A 16,452-nucleotide genomic window follows, 5' to 3' on the forward strand; every position below is an offset into this window, starting at 1 on the left:
GGAGAGCGTCATGCAAAGAGAAGTCGTAGTTGCCGGCAGCGTTCGCACTGCGATTGGAGATTTCGGAGGCGCGCTTGCCTCCGTCCCGCCAACGCAACTCGGCGCGACGGTTGTCCGGGAAGTCCTGTCGCGAGTGCAGTTGAAAGGCGACGCAGTCGGACAGGTCGTGTTCGGCCATGTCATCCACACTGACCCCAAAGATATGTATCTCGCCCGCGTCGCGGCGATCGAAGGCGGTATCGGTACAGATGCGCCAGCGCTGACGCTGAACCGCCTGTGCGGCTCAGGCCTGCAGGCCATTATTTCGGCAGCGCAGGCGATCTGGCTTGGCGACACGGACATCGCGATCGGCGGCGGCGCTGAGAATATGACGCGCGCAGCCTATTTGGCCACAGGCGCACGCTGGGGCGCGCGAATGGGCGACATCCGGCTGATCGATATGATGGTGGGTGCGCTGACCGATCCCTTCGGCGCGTGCCACATGGGCGTGACAGCCGAAAATGTTGCGGCGAAATATGGCATATCGCGTGAGGACCAGGATGCACTGGCGGTGGAATCGCATCGCCGGGCTGGACGCGCGGTCGAGGAAGGGTATTTCAAGGAGCAAATTGTTCCTGTCGCGGTGCACAGCAAAAATGGCGCGACGATGTTCGAACTGGACGAACATGTCCGTCCCACCACCACAGTCGATGAATTGGCCAAGTTGCGCCCGGCATTTCAGAAGGACGGCACGGTGACAGCAGGCAACGCCTCGGGCCTGAACGACGGCGCGGCGGCCGTACTTCTAATGGAGCGCAGTGAGGCCGAAACTAGAGGTATTCGGCCACTCGCGCGACTGGTTGCCTACGCTCATGCCGGCGTTGAGCCACAATACATGGGTATCGGGCCCGTTCCCGCGACCCGGAAGGCGCTGGCGAAGGCCGGCCTGACCGTTGCAGACCTCGATGTCATTGAGGCTAACGAAGCGTTCGCTGCACAGGCCTGCGCCGTGACCAAAGAACTGCAGTTCGATCCTGCGCGTGTCAACCCGAATGGCTCCGGCATATCGCTCGGTCATCCGATTGGCGCAACCGGCGCAATCATCACGGTCAAAGCGCTTCATGAGCTGCAACGGATAGGCGGCCGATATGCGCTTGTAACGATGTGCATTGGTGGCGGTCAAGGGATCGCAGCCATCTTCGAGCGCATCTGATCCCAGCAGGCTAGCTCATACTGATCACATGAGGGAAAGTGGTGTGACCCGTCCCGAACAGCTGTTGTATGAACAACGGGAGCCGGTGCTAACACGGCCGGCCGCCACCATGTTGCTGGTGCGCGACTGCCGTCCGGTCCTCTCGCCGGATCGGCCAGCTACTTCGCGCCCGACCGGATATTGCGAGACAGAGAAATTCTTGCAATGACAGCGGACGACACGACGCATCGGCTGATCGTCGTCTATACGCCGGGGCATGCCTCCAATCACGTGTGCTTATTGTTGACGGAGGATGGGTTGCTATTCAGCGGAGACCATATTCTGAACGGCAGCACCACGATCATCGATCCCCCTGACGGGAATATGACCGCATATCTCGAATCCCTCGATCAGCTCTACATGCTGTGCAACCAGTACGGAGTCGAATTCATCTTGCCGGCACACGGGCACGTGCTCGGCTCCGCGCGCGCACAAATCGCACGCATCAAAACACACCGGCTTGAACGCGAAGCGAAAATTGCCGCGGTAGTGCGAAACTTGCCGCGGGGCACTCTCGACGAGTGGGTAGAACGGGCGTACGACGATGTGCCGCGCAAGTTGTGGCCAGTCGCGACGAGTTCTCTGCTCGCTCATCTCGTGCGCCTTGAAGCTCGCGAACATCCTGGCCTGCCCGGCATCTTTTGCTGAGGAGGCGACGTCGCCTTCGCCGCGGTTGACTACCGATTCCGGCTGACAACGATCCCGATCAAAAGGAGGGGCGGAGTCAACCGCCCTCGCTTCACCAATGCCGACACAGACTATTCCTGAACGGTGGCAACCTTCTCGCCTAATACTTCCTTGCAGGCTTTCAGTGCGATGCTGACGGCCGGAAAGCCCACATACGGAATAGCATGCAGGACGACCTCTTCCAGCTCCTTCTCGGTCAGACCATTCGCTAGCCCGATGCGGACATGATTACTGAATTCCCACGGCGTACGCTGTGCGATCAGCATGCCGAGCGTAACGAGACTTCTCGAACGACGATCGAGGCCTGGACGTGCCCACGCGTCGCCAAACGCGTTCTCGAGGGCGAGCGAAGCCGCATCTGCACCAAATCCGCCGGATGCCGCCGCTGCGTCCATTGCGCCTAGAAACTCGTCACCCAACATTTCGCGAACGACCTGACGCCCCTTCTCACGACTTTCCGACACGGTATGCTCCTTGTTCGTCATCGACGGTTGTACTCAATTGCCGTTCAAAGCACGCAGGCTGTTTCGTTGCTTGCCTTGTCCATCATGGTTGCCAGCCTTCGGTGAATCAGTTCGCGCGCCTCCGCGACCATGCGGCTCACAAGCTCATCGCAGGTGGGAATATCGTGAATCAGGCCGATCGCGAGGCCCGCGGGAAACGTACCGTCGTCTGTGTCACCGGTTTCATAAATGCGCTTTCCACGTTCGCCGCTCACGAGCGGCTTCAGGTCCGCAAATGTCGTTCCCTCCTGCCGCTCCAACTCGAGTACTTGCTCCGCCACCGCATTACGGAAAATCCGCGACGTATTCTTGAGGGTACGAAAAATCAGCGCCGTATTTCGCTCGTCATGTTCGAGCAATTGGCGCTTGACGTTCTCATGGATGGGTGCTTCACGAGTTGCCATGAAGCGTGTGCCCATATTGACGCCATCAGCGCCGAGAGCGAGCGCCGCTACCATGCCGCGCGCGTCGGCAATGCCACCTGATGCCAGCATTGGGATACGCAATTGCGCGGCGGCAGCCGGTAGCAAGATGAGATTGGGCACATCGTCTTCGCCCGGGTGCCCGGCACATTCGAATCCATCGACACTGACCGCGTCGCAGCCAATCGCCTCCGCCTTCAATGCATGACGTACCGACGTGCACTTGTGAATCACCTTGATACCCGCTGCCTTGAAAGCAGGCAGATAGGGCTCGGGATTGCGCCCCGCAGTTTCGACAATCTTGACGCCGCTCTCAATGATGACCTGCACGTATTCCTGATAAGGAACCGGCTTGATCGTTGGCAGAATGGTCAGGTTCACGGCAAACGGTTCGTTCGTCATTGACCTCACGCGATCGATTTCAACGCTCAACGCTTCGGGCGTTGGCTGCGTCAATGCGGTAATGGTGCCAAGCGCGCCGGCATTCGACACCGCTGAGGCCAGTTCCGCACGACCCACCCACATCATGCCTCCCTGCACGATGGGATAGCGGATACCCAGTAGCTCGGTGATGCGTGTCTTCATTCTTCGACCTCCGTGGAGCGAAGCATTGCTCGCGCCGTAGCCAAAATCGATTACAGGAAATTGTCGCATTGGCCATGCAGCGACGTTCCTATTTACGAACGATGTACAATTATATACACTTTTTTGACGTCTCACCAACATTCGCACCGGTCACCACGCTGCCACCCGGCAGCCTGACCTAAATCAGATTTAGACCTTTGTCTATGCGACGCATAGGTCACACCAGAACACGGAACGCAGCGCACGGCTTTAAGGAGGCTACGTGAATCAGCGCGACAGCAACGGCAATCTGTCCATTACAGAACATCCCACGAAAGCAGAGGCAGAAGAGGCAGTTCGAACGCTAATCAGATGGGCGGGAGATGATCCGCTTCGTGAAGGACTCGCAGAGACGCCCGCCAGAGTTGCGCGCGCCTATAGGGAGTTCTTTTCGGGTTATTTGTCCGACCCCATGCAGATTCTTGCTACAACCTTCTCGGAGGTCGATGGCTACGACGAAATGGTTGTTTTAAAAGACATCCGCTTTGAAAGCTATTGTGAGCACCACATGGTGCCCATCATTGGCCGTGCTCATGTCGCCTATCTTCCAGATCATCGCGTGGTGGGCATTTCGAAGCTCGCGCGACTCGTCGACACGTATGCGAAGCGACTGCAGATTCAGGAGAAGATGACTGTGCAGATCGCCGACGCATTGAACACGGTACTGCAGCCGAAAGGCGTGGGCGTCATTCTGGAAGCGGCACATCAGTGCATGAGCACGCGCGGCGTACACAAACCTGGAACGTCGTTGGTCACGAGCAGGATGCTCGGCTCATTCAGGAACGATCCATCCACCCGTCGGGAGTTCCTGTCGATCATCGGCAACGGCACGATCGGACAGCTACCTAATACCTGACGACAAAGTCGACCGGACCGGGTCGACTTTGTCATTGGAGAGGTGGTCAGCAACCCGCATCGTACATTTCCACCTTACTGTTCCTAACTGTATTCTCGCAAGCGATCCGGATCACGCGCCTTCAAAGGCCGGTCAAACGATATGTCGCTTCTGTCGCGCGTTCTGTTGCCGTTGCTCATCAACACCTCGCGCCACGCATCGGGCAAGTTGGCAGGAGTCGACTCGTTAACCGCCTCCGAAATGCATACCCGCGCAGCGATTGCCCACTTTCCGTCCCTCTTCTCAAAGCGGTCGATATAGCGACCAACTGCCAACGTGTCAGGCTTGGACCGATTCTCGCCGAAAAAAAGCCAATACGTTTCAGTGTGCGCGACATCGCCCTGCAAATCGACGCTATGATTGAACACCATGTGATGATGCGATAGTTGGTGCTCGCTATGGTAGTCGAATGCCCAGCTCACGAATTGTTCCGGATTGCCAACGAAAGTACCATGGTCGTCAATTGCGTCGGGATGATAGGCCGATAGGGTCAACTCACGATCCATCCGGTCGACGCCCCGGCAATAGCGATGTATGCAGTCAAGAATCGCCTGTCTATCGAGCAATTCCTCAAGACGTTGTTCAAGTTCTGGTCTCATTTTCCCCGCTCAATTGAGAATGGCCACAAAAAACACGATCGCGCCGACCAGTGCACCGAGGAAACAATACCCCTCGCTCTGCCCATCCTCGCCTGCCCCACCGCGTCGAGCAATGCAACTTACGACGCCGAAGAACGCGGCAGCACCGAGCACGACGAAAATCATCACAATGTCGAAAATCGCCGAGAGGCCGAGTTCCTCCATCCGCCAATCCCGTACCAGAAAATACGCCGCTACCGCAATGATCGACAGCAGCAGGATCGGGAGCATGATCCGGCGTTCGTCGCCGGAAAGTTTGCGCGTGCTTCGACTCATGAACGCTCTCCCTCGGATATGTCGACTGCACGTAGTGCGGCGCGATTCAGCAGACCGTGTGCGGGCCACAATGAACCGATCCTGCGAATCCGCGTGGTCCATTGCGAAGGCGCTGCGGTAGCTTTGACAGAAGCCGGCTCGCTCGCTTTCTCACGCGGAGGAGGTACGTCCGCGCACGGAACTCCGGAACGAAGTGAATAGTCCGCGAGATCACCGTTCAAATCGCTGTAGATGAGGTACATAGCTTGTCTCCGATCGGCCGAGGCCTGGTGGGTGCTCGTGCACACCTCTTGATAAACATCGTAGGCGAGGACGTTCGGTTATGCAACTATCCGTTCAATTATTCGGATCGGTGTTTTCACTACCAGCGATTTTTTCTGCCGCTGCAACATAGCCTGAAAATTCTGGTAAGTGCAGCTCGCAAATGCACGACGCAGGCGGACTCGGGGTCGCGGCCGCTCGAGAAGCGCGCTGTCAACGCGGCGCTCCCGCATAAAAAATCCCCGGCACCAAGTTATCGGCACCAGGGACAAAAGGACACCATGCATAGGCTTCGCATGCTGCTTACAACACGGGTAAGCACCGCCGGGCCTACGGCGGTGTTCATGATCGGTAATTTATGTACTCTTCAGGAAACCTGAAATCCTCCATCGACAGCGAGCAATTGGCCCGTCACATAGTCGGCGGCCGGAGAGGCAAAGAACAAGACCGCGCTCGCGATGTCCGCAGCGCTCCCGATCCGACCCAAAGGCATACGTCCCGGCTGGGTGATCGGTCCGTGTGCTTGATGGACTTTCGTCGATGCCGCTGCGCCCTCGGTCGCAACGCCGCCGGGGAGCACTGCATTGACCCGGATCCGGTCCGCAGCGAATTCGAGCGCGGCAACTTTTGTCAGATTGTTCACGCCGGCTTTTGACGCGCCATAGTCACCGTTATCAAAGATCACGGGCTGTAGCGACGCTACTGAAGAAATATTAATGATCGATCCGCCCGCGTTGCCGGCTTGCATCCGTTTGATGGCTTCGCGCATGCATAGGAAGGTTCCGCGCAGATTGACTCGCAGCACGCGGTCCCACTTCTCCGCCGACGTATCGACGAAACTCGTTTTCGGATAGATCCCGGCATTATTGACGAGGATGTCGAGCCGGCCGAACTTGGCATGCGTCGTATCGAACATCCCGGTGATCGAAGCTTCGTCGCCAATATCGACTTTGACCGCGATTGCCCTGCCCGACGCATCGTCAATCTGCGCGACTGTTTGCAGAGCGCCCTCCTCGTTAAGATCGGCTGCGACGACTACCGCGCCCGCTGACGCCAGCAGCAGTGCTGTCTCGCGTCCGATGCCCGACCCTGCGCCGGTAACGACTGCGACCCGCCCATCGAGATCGAACAGGCTCGCTAACTTCGATGTACTCATTGCTCCTCCGGTTGCTCGCGATACGAACAGTTATTTTATGAACGTCATTCGGAAACATAAACTCTTGGGCAAGTAGTGTCAAGGCGGTGATGAGTGGCAGGAAGCCAGATGGAGGGAAAAATGACAGGAGAGCACGCTGCGTAGCGCAGCGTGACAAAAGACGAGTAAAACAGTCCGCGCGATGACTCAACAGCGTTCGCCAGCCTTCTCCGACTTGCGAGCAACAGTTGCAAGTGGACTGTCGTTGGAGCGACTCAGTCGGGCGTGGGGGCCGCGAGTTCGCGAATGATATCGAGCATGGCCCGGTGGTAGGCCTTATGGGGCCGATCGGTCCAGATGAGGGAAACTTCAGTATCGAACGATGTCGGAATATCGTCTATGTCGACGAAAACAACGCCGTCCACCGGAAGGTGCCGCGCGGAGTCCAGCATTAATCCAATGCCAAGCTCATTTGCTACGAGATTGAGCATCGTGTAAGGATGCCGTGCCTGCTGAGTGACTTTGGGAGACAAACCTGCTTCCCGCCGAGCGGCTTCAAACGCCGCGAACACCGGCTGGGACATTTGTTGCGGAAACATGATCAGCGGATACGCCGCGAGGTCGGCGACCCGGATGCTGGCTTGCTGCGCCAATGGCCAACTTGCTGGAACGGCAGCAACCAACCTCATGCGTTCGATTGTGGAGCTTTCCAGACCTGACACGTCAGCTGCACTGTTGACGACCACGCCAAGATCGATGCTGCCATTCTTCACGCTGGCCGCCGTGAGCGCACTGCCGCGCTCGATCAAACGGACATCGACGCCGGGCCACTGCCGGCGCAGCGTCTGTATGGCGAGCGGCATGATGCGCATCGCGCACATCGGCACAAACGCAATGCTAAGGCTGGCTAACTCATCCGCAGCCTGGCGCACGCGGCGCTCCGCCATTTCCGCTTGTGCGATCAAAGGCTTCGCTTCCGCGAGTAGCGCCGCGCCCGCAGTCGTCAACGAGACGCCACGCGGAGTACGTTCCAATAGCCTGGTTCCGAGCGACTCTTCGAGGCGCATGATGGATTGACTCAGCGGCGGTTGCGCCATGCCGAGTCGCGCCGCGGCACGGCCGAAATGTTGAGTTTCGGCGACCGCGATAAAGTGCCTGAGGTGACGCAATTCCATGACGTGATATCGCTTTGATATGACTCGATCTCGACAGAATATCCTTTTTGAAAGATCACAGCTAACCCTCCGTATTCCGCTCGCTGAGACGCTTGATCGGAATGACATGTCGTCATATCCACAGAGATGACGGGCTCCCTCGCGTGCAGTGAACCTTGAACACCGACTCACTCAGCGAGATCGATAAGCCGCCGACCCGTGTAGATGACGCATCGTCAACCATCAGAGCTGCGGCATTCTGCAGAGAGCGATCGCCGGGAACCGGCCGTTCTTGTGAAGAACGGACGCCTGACTGACATAGAGCGATGGCGCCTTGTTTTTGTCCCTCGATACCCTTGGATGGTAGCCGGCGTAACAGGGCACGCTGCCGGGGTTCCGCAAATGGCCTGACGAATATTGTCAATTCAAAAGCCGAGTGCAAACACGTAGATTGCGATGCGTCAGTTGGCGGTATACTCGAAAAAGCCGTCCAAGGGATCGACTTCAGGTAGAGATGCCAGGAAGAGGTGGCCGATCATGAACTGAATTCGTCGCTGTTCGCGCTATACCGATTCGCGCAGGAAGTAGGCAAGGTGAAGGGATGCAGGAGAAGTAACGCTCTGGAAGTACTCCGGAAATCAGGCGACGGACACGGAGATCGTGTCTGACTGTTTGCCGCTGACTCGGCCACGACGATGCACATTGACGATCAGTTTCTCGAGCGCAAAATGATCGAGATCGAGCAGGCGAGGTCATGGAGTCCGCGTGTCATTTCCAAGCTCGAGACTCTGATCAGGAGCGGCGACGATCTGTCCGTTTACCGGGTCAACCCGCTGGCGTTTGCGCGTGATCGCGGCATAGGCGAGGCTGAATGCATCGACCTCTTTCTTCATGCGGCGCGATACGGACTGTTCGGGATGAACTGGAACGTTCTTTGTCCGCAGTCAGGAATGGTCCTCAATAGCTTCGGGTCGTTGCGCACGCTCAAGACCCACTATGTCTGTGGACTATGCGACGTTACGGGCGAAACCGACCTGGACGATTTCATCGAAGTCACATTTTCTATATCTCCCGAACTCCGGAGGCTGACCTTCCACGACCCCGAGTCGCTTTCCGTGGATGATTTCCATTGGAAGCTACGATTTAACGGTGACGGTCGTTTCGCCGGCCAGCAAGTTCGGTTTCTCGACTTTTTACGGGGTCTGGTGCGCGGCCTGACATTTCTGCCGCCCGGCTCGACGACGACTCTGCAGGCGGACCTTGGCCCCGGTGCCTTGTCGGGCGTGAATGTCGAAACACAGGCCGCTTTCGTGGTTACGATTGCCGGCGAACCGGTCACGTCGCCGACGTTGTTGCAGGTGGGATATGACGGGCAACGGTTTGCCCCGGCGCTCTCCGTTGTGCCGCCCGGCCCTGTAGTCGTTGAGGTGAGGAATACGGGAAGCAAGCGCGGGTCCCTGCTCCTGATCAATTGGCCTCCTGAGGTCGTCGCCCAAGTCATCAAGCCGCCGCTCGAGTTCGAACCGTATCTCTCCGGGGGGACGCTAGTGGCGCGACAAACCTTCCGGCGCCTGTTCCGCTCGGAACGCGTCGACGAGAAGGAGGGGCTCGGGATTCGGCAAGTGACATTTGTTTTCACCGATCTCAAGGGTTCGACAGCCATGTACGAACGCCTCGGCGATCTGAATGCGTACGGGCTAGTCAGACAGCATTTCGCATTGCTCGAGATGGTCGCACAACGGTATTCCGGCGCGATCGTAAAGACGATTGGTGATGCTGTGATGGTCGTCTTCTGTCGACCAACGGACGCTGTTTCCGCGTCGTTAAGGATTGTCGATGAAATCGGACGCTTCAATCGCGAGCGTGGAGAACCGGCGATCATTCTGAAGATCGGGGCGCATTGCGGGCCGTCGTTAGCAGTGACGCTGAACGACAATCTCGATTATTTCGGCCAGACCGTCAACGTCGCCGCGCGCGTGCAGTCTCTCGCTGAGGCCGGAGAGATTTGCATCTCGGAAGCGCTCTATAGCTCACCTGGCGTCCGTGACCTCCTTGCTGGCCGCACTGTCGTCGAATTCGAAACTCCACTTCGCGGCGTCCAAGGCCGGGCAAGCGCATATCGCATCGCCTCCGGCTGATGACGATCACCGCATTGGTCTCGCCACTGAGTTGGAAGACGGGAAGAACGTCACTGAGTCGAGCAACTGTGCGTGAAGTCGCGAAATGGTCCCAAGGGATTGAATACGTGTAGAGCACAATCTGCCGGCTTGGCGCATAGCCATCGGCCGTGTGGCTGCGCGGATGGGCTGCTGTAATGTGAAAGCTTCGCCGAGGTGGAACTGATTCAGGCGGCGGCAGTGGGCCGAAGAGGGTCGGCTTCAAAGCGCACAACAATCTCCCCTTCGATATTGAAACGCTTATTTCTTCCAGCGGCCGCCGGGTACCGTGGGGCCGTAGAACAAGGGCAGGTTGACCGGCCAGAAGCCGCCATTGGATCTCCGCGAAATCTGGGCGATTCGGACGGGACTTCAGATGTCGCCCAATGTTCGTGAGTCGGCACTGTTCAGCCTGGCGGTTGATAGCTGGCTTCGCACGTGCGACCTGACGCGGCTGCGAGTGCAGGACATCTGCATAGGAAGCCACGTGGTCTCGCGTGCGACGTCCATGCAGCAGAAAACTCAACGGCGGGTGCAGTTCGAAATTACGGAGCAGACTCGGTGGAGTATCGCAGGGTGGATTTTGCGCGAGGACTGAAAAAAACCTGCCGACCATCACCCTTTCGAGCCGGTGCATGCCTTAGGGCAGCAAGATGAAAAAGCACGATCCGATGGGCATCGATCATCCCGCATCGGGCGATGTCGCAGTATGCGGGCGTGGGTGGCGAGGCCGCGCGCGCGGCGGCAGGCCTCGTTTCATGCGTCGATCACCAGGCAGCGCGCAGTGCTTCATCGGCGACTGCGAGTCGCGACGCGATCGTCTTGATCAGAAAGCGGTGAAACTGCTGCGCGGTGACCGGGTCATCGCGTTCGAGCGTGAGAAGCGCGGGCACCGACAGACGGTGAACGCGTGTCGGCGCTTCGGCGATCACGTCGGCGCTTCGCGCCGTCTGGGTGTACACGGCCATTTCGCCGACGATCGTGCCCGGACCGAACGAGCGCAGCCGCACCGGCCGGCCATCGAGCAGCGGCAACGAAACGGCGACGCGTCCGCGCTCGACGATATAAATCGCATCGCCCGGCTCGCCACACGAGAACAGCGGCTGCCCGGCATCGAGATCGCATGCTTCGAGACATGCACACAACTTCTCCAGCGCGCACGGCGTGAAGTGCGGCGCGAGCGTCGCATAAAAATCGTGCTCGCCGGAGCGATCCGTGTCTGCGTCGGATGCGAGCAGTTGATCTTCGATCCACTCGAGACCGGCATCGAGCGTTGGGAACTCGCGTATCCGTAAATGCAGCGTGCCTGTCTTCACGAGCAGATTGCGCGAGCGTACGGGCAACGCGGTCAGCACGAGATCCGCACCCGACGTTGCGCAGAGTTGCCGCAGCTTCACGAATGCAATCGATACCGATGCGTCCATGCCATTGGTCGACGCGAAATCGAGTACGACATAGCGCACGGGCAATGCGTCGAGTACTTCGAGGCGTTCGCGCACGCGTTGCAGGATCGAGTTGGCGGTGCCGAAGAACAGGAAGCCCTGCAGGCACACGCCGAATAGCTGCGTGCCGACTTCGCGCAGACGCGCGGCGTTTTCGATACTGCGCTCGACTGTCGAGGTACGCGTAGTAGCATCGAATTCCATTCGCACGCAACTGACGCGTCCATACAGCAGCGCGAACATCACGCACGCGGCGATCACGCCCGTAATCACACCCGCGACGACGCCATAAAACGCGACTACGGCGAGTATGCCCGGCACGAGCGCGTACTCATACCAGTTCAGCCGCGCATACGCGCCAACCAGCCATTGCAGCATCAGGCGCAATCCCATGAAGAGTTGCAGCCCGACCAGCACGGGCACGGGAAACAGCGCGACCAGATCGGGTGACGCAGCGAGCGCAACGAGGCATGCGATCGCTGCGAACACGCCCGCCATCCGGCTCGTCGCGCCGGCGCGCGCGTTGAGCATAGAGCGGTTGTACGACTGATAGCCGACCATGCCGCCCAGCAATCCGCTCGCGATGTTTGCGAGTCCCGCCGCGCGCATTTCGCGGTTCAGGTCGATGTCTTCGCCCGTTACCGCGCCGATGGCCGTCGAGTTCATCAGGATCGTGATCGCCGATGCAGATGTCACGACGAGCGTCTCAGGCAGATGTGCGCCGATCGCGGCCCAGTCGATCACGCCGCGCGCGAGCGGCGCAGGGATATGGAGATCGGGGAATAATTGCAGTTTCACATGCGGCAGTAGCAGGCCCATATTGCGCGCATCGTCGATCGATAGTCCGGCGAGATGCAGCAGCAGATAGAACAGCGCGATTCCGCACAGGAGTACGATCGGCAGTGCGGCAATGTGCTGCCAGCCGCGCGTAAGCGCGGTTGTGAGCACGCCGATGAAGAGCGCGGGTGTCCATGCGAGCCAGTGCAGATGCGCTAGCAGCCCGAGGCTATGCCATTGAGGCGACGCGCCCGTCAGCACGCGAAACGCGCCCGCGAGCAGCAGATAACCCGTGCCGGCGAGAAATCCTCCGACCACGGGATACGGCAGGAACTGCAATGAACGGCTGCGCTTCGACGAACCGATTGAGAGCAGCACAATGCCCGTCAGCACCGAACACAGCGCGATCGATATCAGTACGGTCAGCAGAATGGTTGGTGACGAGCCGCCGTCGGCGCGTGCGCTGCTGGCGACGCCCGCCGCTACACCCGCGAGAAACGCCGTCGCGTTGCTGTCCGGCCCGGCAATATTCAGACGCATCGAACTGGTCAGCGCGATCACGAGCGCAGTGACGATACAACTGACGAGCGCTGTAGGCACGCCGAATTGGGCATAGCGCGCGAGGTCCGCGCTGAAGACCAGCGTGCCCAGGCTCATTGCGTAGCAGAGCATGACGAGCGTCGAGACGGCGCCCGCCGCCAGGTCGCCGAGCAGGCCGGCGACGTTCGACGCGAATTCCGACGCAGACCCGGACGCAGAACCTGTGGCATCTTCCTTCACGGCGCTCTCCCGCAACGCGCGGCGCCGAGACATGCCAGCGCGCCGCGCGACCCAGTATCCGCCGTCGTCCTTGCGCGTGTCAAACGGCCGTCATACACCCGTCGGTGCGCGCAACGCCTACACTGAAACAGGCGAGCGCCGTTGTATTTCTTAAGCGCTCAACGGGAAACAGGTTCCGGCGGTGACGCGATGGACATCGAACTGTGGCTGCGCGAACTCGGGCTCGAGCAGTACATGCAGGTATTTGCCGACAACGACATCGATGGGGCGATGCTGCGCGAGCTCAGCGATGCGGACCTGAAGGAGCTCGGCGTGCGCTCGCTAGGGCATCGCAAGCGGCTGCTGACGGCGATAGCGGAGAAACCGTCGTCCACGGTACAGGCTTCTGTCGACCAGCCTGTCGCGCGAGCGGACGAGCGCAGGCAAGTCGCAGTGCTCTTCGCCGACATCTGCGGCTATACGGATCTCAGCCGGGCACTCGATCCGGAAGAATTGCTCGTTGTGCTCGGCGGCTACTTCGAGCAGGTGGATGACATCGTCGTTCGCCATGGTGGGCACATCGACAAGCATGTCGGCGATTGCGTCATGGCGGTGTTCGGCGCGCCGCGTTCGTACGGAAACGATCGGGAGCGCGCAGCGCGGGCCGCACTCGCGATCATCGACGCGATGCCGAATCTGTCTCGAACGCTGGTGCGCCCGCTCTCCAGTCACATCGGTATTGCGGTCGGCCAGGTCGTCGCAAGCGACACGGGCAGCGCGGCGCATCGCGAGTACACCGTGACGGGCGAAACAGTCAACCTCGCGTCGCGTCTGACCGACGCGGCCGGACCGGGCGAAATCCTGGTCTCGGAAACTTTGTGGCGCCCGCTGGCTGACCGCATCGCGTGCGAAGCCCGTGGCGCACTTGCCGTGAAAGGCTTCGCCGAGCCCGTTCCCGTGTGGCGTCTCACCGGCTTTCGACGTCCGTCTGCCAGTCGACCACTCTTTGGCCGTCGCGACGAACTGCGCCATTTCCGGGCGATCCTCGAATCATGCCGGGAGACGAGACGCGGCCGCGTCGTTCGTCTGCGGGGTGAGCCTGGTATCGGAAAGACGCGTCTGGTCGAGGAATTTCAGCGCGAGGCAAACGGACTAGGCTTCGTGTGTCACACGGCGTTCGTGCTCGACTTCGGTTCAAGAGCCGGTCGCGACGCGATCCGATCACTTATGCGTGGGCTCCTGGCGTTCGACGACGCGAGCCATGAGGAAGCCGCCAAGTCCGCCATGACGCGAGCCATCGCCGACGGTTTGGCGGACGCCGGCGATGCGCTTTTCCTCAACGATCTGATCGAGGTGCCGCAGCCGCCCGAACACCGGGCGGTCTACGAAGCCATGAACAACGCGATGCGCGTTCGAGGCCGGCAGGACGTGATGGCCAGACTCGTGCAACGCGCGAGCCGCGTGCAGCCTCGATTGCTCATCGTTGAAGACATTCATTGGGCGGACCCATCGACGCTGCAGGACCTCGTCGAACTCAGCTTGGCAGCGGCGGATTGCGCGGCCGTGCTGATCCTGACAACGCGACCGCAAGGCGATCCGCTCGACTCGTCATCGGGCGCAGCGGCAAACGCGCCGTGCTCGCTATTCGATCTGGGCCCTTTGAACGACGGCGACTCCCGCCTGATGGCCGAGTCGTTTTCCTGTGCAACCGAGGTGGTGGCGCGCTGCATCAAGCGGGCCGCGGGTAATCCGCTCTTTCTCGAACAACTGCTCAGCAGCACAGATAAAACGGCAGAAACGGGCGTGCCAGGTTCGGTGCAAAGTTTGGTGCAAGCGCGGCTGGATGGACTCGATCCCGTCGACAAGACCGTCTTGCGTGCGGCGTCGGTGTTTGGCCAATTCTTCGAGCCGCAGGCCATCAGCCACATTCTCGAACGCACGGATGTGACGTTTGAACCGATGGTGACGGCGCGCCTGCTGCGTCGACAGGGCAGCGGACTCGTCTTCCATCACGCGCTCATTCGCGACGCCATCTATGATGGGCTGCTGAAGAGCCAACGCCGCGAGTTACATCGACGCGCCGCGCAGTGGTTTGCGCAGCGCGATACCGTACTGCGCGCTGAACATCTCGATCGGGCAGGCGACCGTGACGCGGCTCGTGCTTATTGCGACGCGGCGCGCTCGCAGGCGGCCGGCTATCGCCATGAATTTGCGCTTCAGCTTGTCGAACGCGGGCTGGCATTAGCGGATACCTGTGCCGACCGCGTCGCACTCGAATTGCTCCGCGGCAACATCCTGCATGACATCGGCGCCATGACGTCGGCACTCGGTGCGTTCGAAACGGCGCTCGCGGCGGCGACGACCGATGCAGAACGTTGTCACGCATGGATTGGACGCGCTACGGTGAAGCGGGTCATCGACGATCTCGACGGCGCGTGGACCGATCTCGACTGCGCGGCCACAGTGGCCGCAGCCGAGCGGCTCTCGCGCGAACAGGCACGCATTCACTTTCTGCGCGGCAATCTCTGTTTTCCGCGCGGCGACAGCGACAGCTGCGTGCGAGAGCATGAACGCAGCCTTGCGCTCGCGCGCGAGGCGTGCGACTACGAACAGGAGGCGGCCGCGCTCGGCGGGCTTGGCGACGGTGAATACATGCGTGGACGGATGATCAGTGCGCATGACGCATTTAGCCTTTGCATCGAGCTGTGTCAGCGCCACGGCTTCGGACGAATAGAGGTCGCCAATCTGCCGATGCGCGCAATTACCGCGTGGTTTGCCGGCAAGGCGAGCACCGGGCTCGACGCGGCCCTGGCAAGCGTGGCGGCGGCGGAAAAGGTCGGGCATCTGCGGGCGCTGGCCGTCTCTCATCACGCCGCGTGGCATTGCCTGCACGATCTCGCGCAGTGGGACCGCGCGTGGGAGCATGCCGGTTCGGCGCTGAACTGTGCGCGCGAACTGAAATCGAGGCGCTTTGAAGGCGAGGCGCTTGCGTTTCGCGCGGAACTGCATCGGGTCGCCGGGCGCCGGCGGGAGGCGCTCGACGATATCGCACAGGCGCTGGCGATCAGCCGCGAGACGGGCATGGCCTACCTCGGCGCGTCGTATCTGGGCACGCTCGCGCGCGCGACCGACGATGTCGCCATCGTCAAGCAGGCTATCGAGGAGGGCGAGGCTCTGCTTGCAGCCGGGGCGGTGAGCCACAATCACTATCTGTTTCGACGTGACGCGATCGAAGCCTGTCTCGAGCGCGGATGGTGGGACGCGGCTGCAGCACATGCTGCGGCCCTTGAGGCGTACGCCCGTCGCGAGCCGTCGCCGTTTTCCGCATTCGTCGTCGCACGGGCGCGCGCGCTACTCGCCTGCGGGCAGGGAAACCAGGTCGCGGCATTGCTCGACGAACTTCTGCGCCTGAAAAAAGAAGCGCGAAGGCTTGGAGCGCTGCACTCTCTTCCCGCAATAGACGATGCGCTGTCGCACTGTGGGTTCAGGTGA

The 16,452-nt window shown here is 60.2% G+C and carries 11 protein-coding genes and 2 pseudogenes; 6 read left to right on the plus strand and 7 right to left on the minus strand.

Going from position 1 to position 16,452, the window contains the following annotated elements; translation table 11 throughout:
* Positions 1 to 10 precede the first annotated feature (10 nt).
* Positions 11 to 1,192, plus strand: a complete 1,182-nt coding sequence (gene bktB, locus B0G80_RS05645) for a beta-ketothiolase BktB (protein ID WP_116117309.1) — start codon at positions 11 to 13, stop codon at positions 1,190 to 1,192.
* 126 nt (positions 1,193 to 1,318) lie between these two features.
* Positions 1,319 to 1,879 (plus strand): annotated as a pseudogene (locus B0G80_RS05650) (MBL fold metallo-hydrolase); the annotation flags it as partial.
* A gap of 110 nt (positions 1,880 to 1,989) precedes the next feature.
* On the opposite strand, the gene B0G80_RS05655 reads toward B0G80_RS05650, so the two are convergent.
* Both B0G80_RS05655 and B0G80_RS05660 read right to left on the minus strand, forming a co-directional pair.
* Complete coding sequence (locus B0G80_RS05655) at positions 1,990 to 2,382, minus strand: carboxymuconolactone decarboxylase family protein (protein WP_219907304.1); 393 nt, start codon at positions 2,380 to 2,382, stop codon at positions 1,990 to 1,992.
* Positions 2,383 to 2,426: 44 nt separating this feature from the next.
* Positions 2,427 to 3,428 carry a nitronate monooxygenase family protein gene (locus B0G80_RS05660; protein ID WP_116117311.1) on the minus strand — a complete coding sequence of 334 codons (1,002 nt, stop codon included), beginning with the start codon at positions 3,426 to 3,428 and terminating at the stop codon, positions 2,427 to 2,429.
* 262 nt (positions 3,429 to 3,690) lie between these two features.
* Between B0G80_RS05660 and folE the strand changes: the two genes are divergently transcribed.
* Complete coding sequence (gene folE / locus B0G80_RS05665; protein ID WP_116117312.1) at positions 3,691 to 4,323, plus strand: GTP cyclohydrolase I FolE; 633 nt, start codon at positions 3,691 to 3,693, stop codon at positions 4,321 to 4,323.
* 83 nt (positions 4,324 to 4,406) lie between these two features.
* Here folE and B0G80_RS05670 read toward each other — a convergent pair whose 3' ends face one another.
* The 4 genes from B0G80_RS05670 to B0G80_RS05685 all read right to left on the minus strand — a co-directional run bounded on the left by B0G80_RS05670 (position 4,407) and on the right by B0G80_RS05685 (position 7,847).
* Complete coding sequence (locus B0G80_RS05670) at positions 4,407 to 4,961, minus strand: nuclear transport factor 2 family protein (RefSeq protein WP_116117313.1); 555 nt, start codon at positions 4,959 to 4,961, stop codon at positions 4,407 to 4,409.
* 9 nt (positions 4,962 to 4,970) lie between these two features.
* Positions 4,971 to 5,231: a hypothetical protein gene (locus tag B0G80_RS05675; RefSeq protein WP_243856729.1), complete on the minus strand. Its 261-nt coding sequence runs from the start codon at positions 5,229 to 5,231 to the stop codon at positions 4,971 to 4,973.
* 673 nt (positions 5,232 to 5,904) lie between these two features.
* Positions 5,905 to 6,693 carry an SDR family NAD(P)-dependent oxidoreductase gene (locus B0G80_RS05680; RefSeq protein WP_116117314.1) on the minus strand — a complete coding sequence of 263 codons (789 nt, stop codon included), beginning with the start codon at positions 6,691 to 6,693 and terminating at the stop codon, positions 5,905 to 5,907.
* Between the two features lie 254 nt (positions 6,694 to 6,947).
* Complete coding sequence (locus B0G80_RS05685) at positions 6,948 to 7,847, minus strand: LysR family transcriptional regulator (protein ID WP_116117315.1); 900 nt, start codon at positions 7,845 to 7,847, stop codon at positions 6,948 to 6,950.
* A gap of 707 nt (positions 7,848 to 8,554) precedes the next feature.
* Here B0G80_RS05685 and B0G80_RS05690 point away from each other — a divergent pair.
* Positions 8,555 to 9,964 (plus strand): adenylate/guanylate cyclase domain-containing protein, encoded by a 1,410-nt coding sequence (locus B0G80_RS05690; RefSeq protein ID WP_243856730.1) that lies wholly within the window; start codon positions 8,555 to 8,557, stop codon positions 9,962 to 9,964.
* 269 nt (positions 9,965 to 10,233) lie between these two features.
* Positions 10,234 to 10,582, plus strand: a pseudogene (locus B0G80_RS46635) (integrase); the annotation flags it as partial.
* Positions 10,583 to 10,749: 167 nt separating this feature from the next.
* On the opposite strand, the gene B0G80_RS05700 reads toward B0G80_RS46635, so the two are convergent.
* Positions 10,750 to 13,014 (minus strand): SulP family inorganic anion transporter, encoded by a 2,265-nt coding sequence (locus B0G80_RS05700; protein WP_116117317.1) that lies wholly within the window; start codon positions 13,012 to 13,014, stop codon positions 10,750 to 10,752.
* Positions 13,015 to 13,170: 156 nt separating this feature from the next.
* Here B0G80_RS05700 and B0G80_RS05705 point away from each other — a divergent pair, with 156 nt between their 5' ends.
* Positions 13,171 to 16,452 (plus strand): adenylate/guanylate cyclase domain-containing protein, encoded by a 3,282-nt coding sequence (locus B0G80_RS05705; protein ID WP_116117318.1) that lies wholly within the window; start codon positions 13,171 to 13,173, stop codon positions 16,450 to 16,452.

The sequence above is a fragment of the Paraburkholderia sp. BL6669N2 genome (genome assembly GCF_003387275.1).
GTDB lineage: Bacteria > Pseudomonadota > Gammaproteobacteria > Burkholderiales > Burkholderiaceae > Paraburkholderia.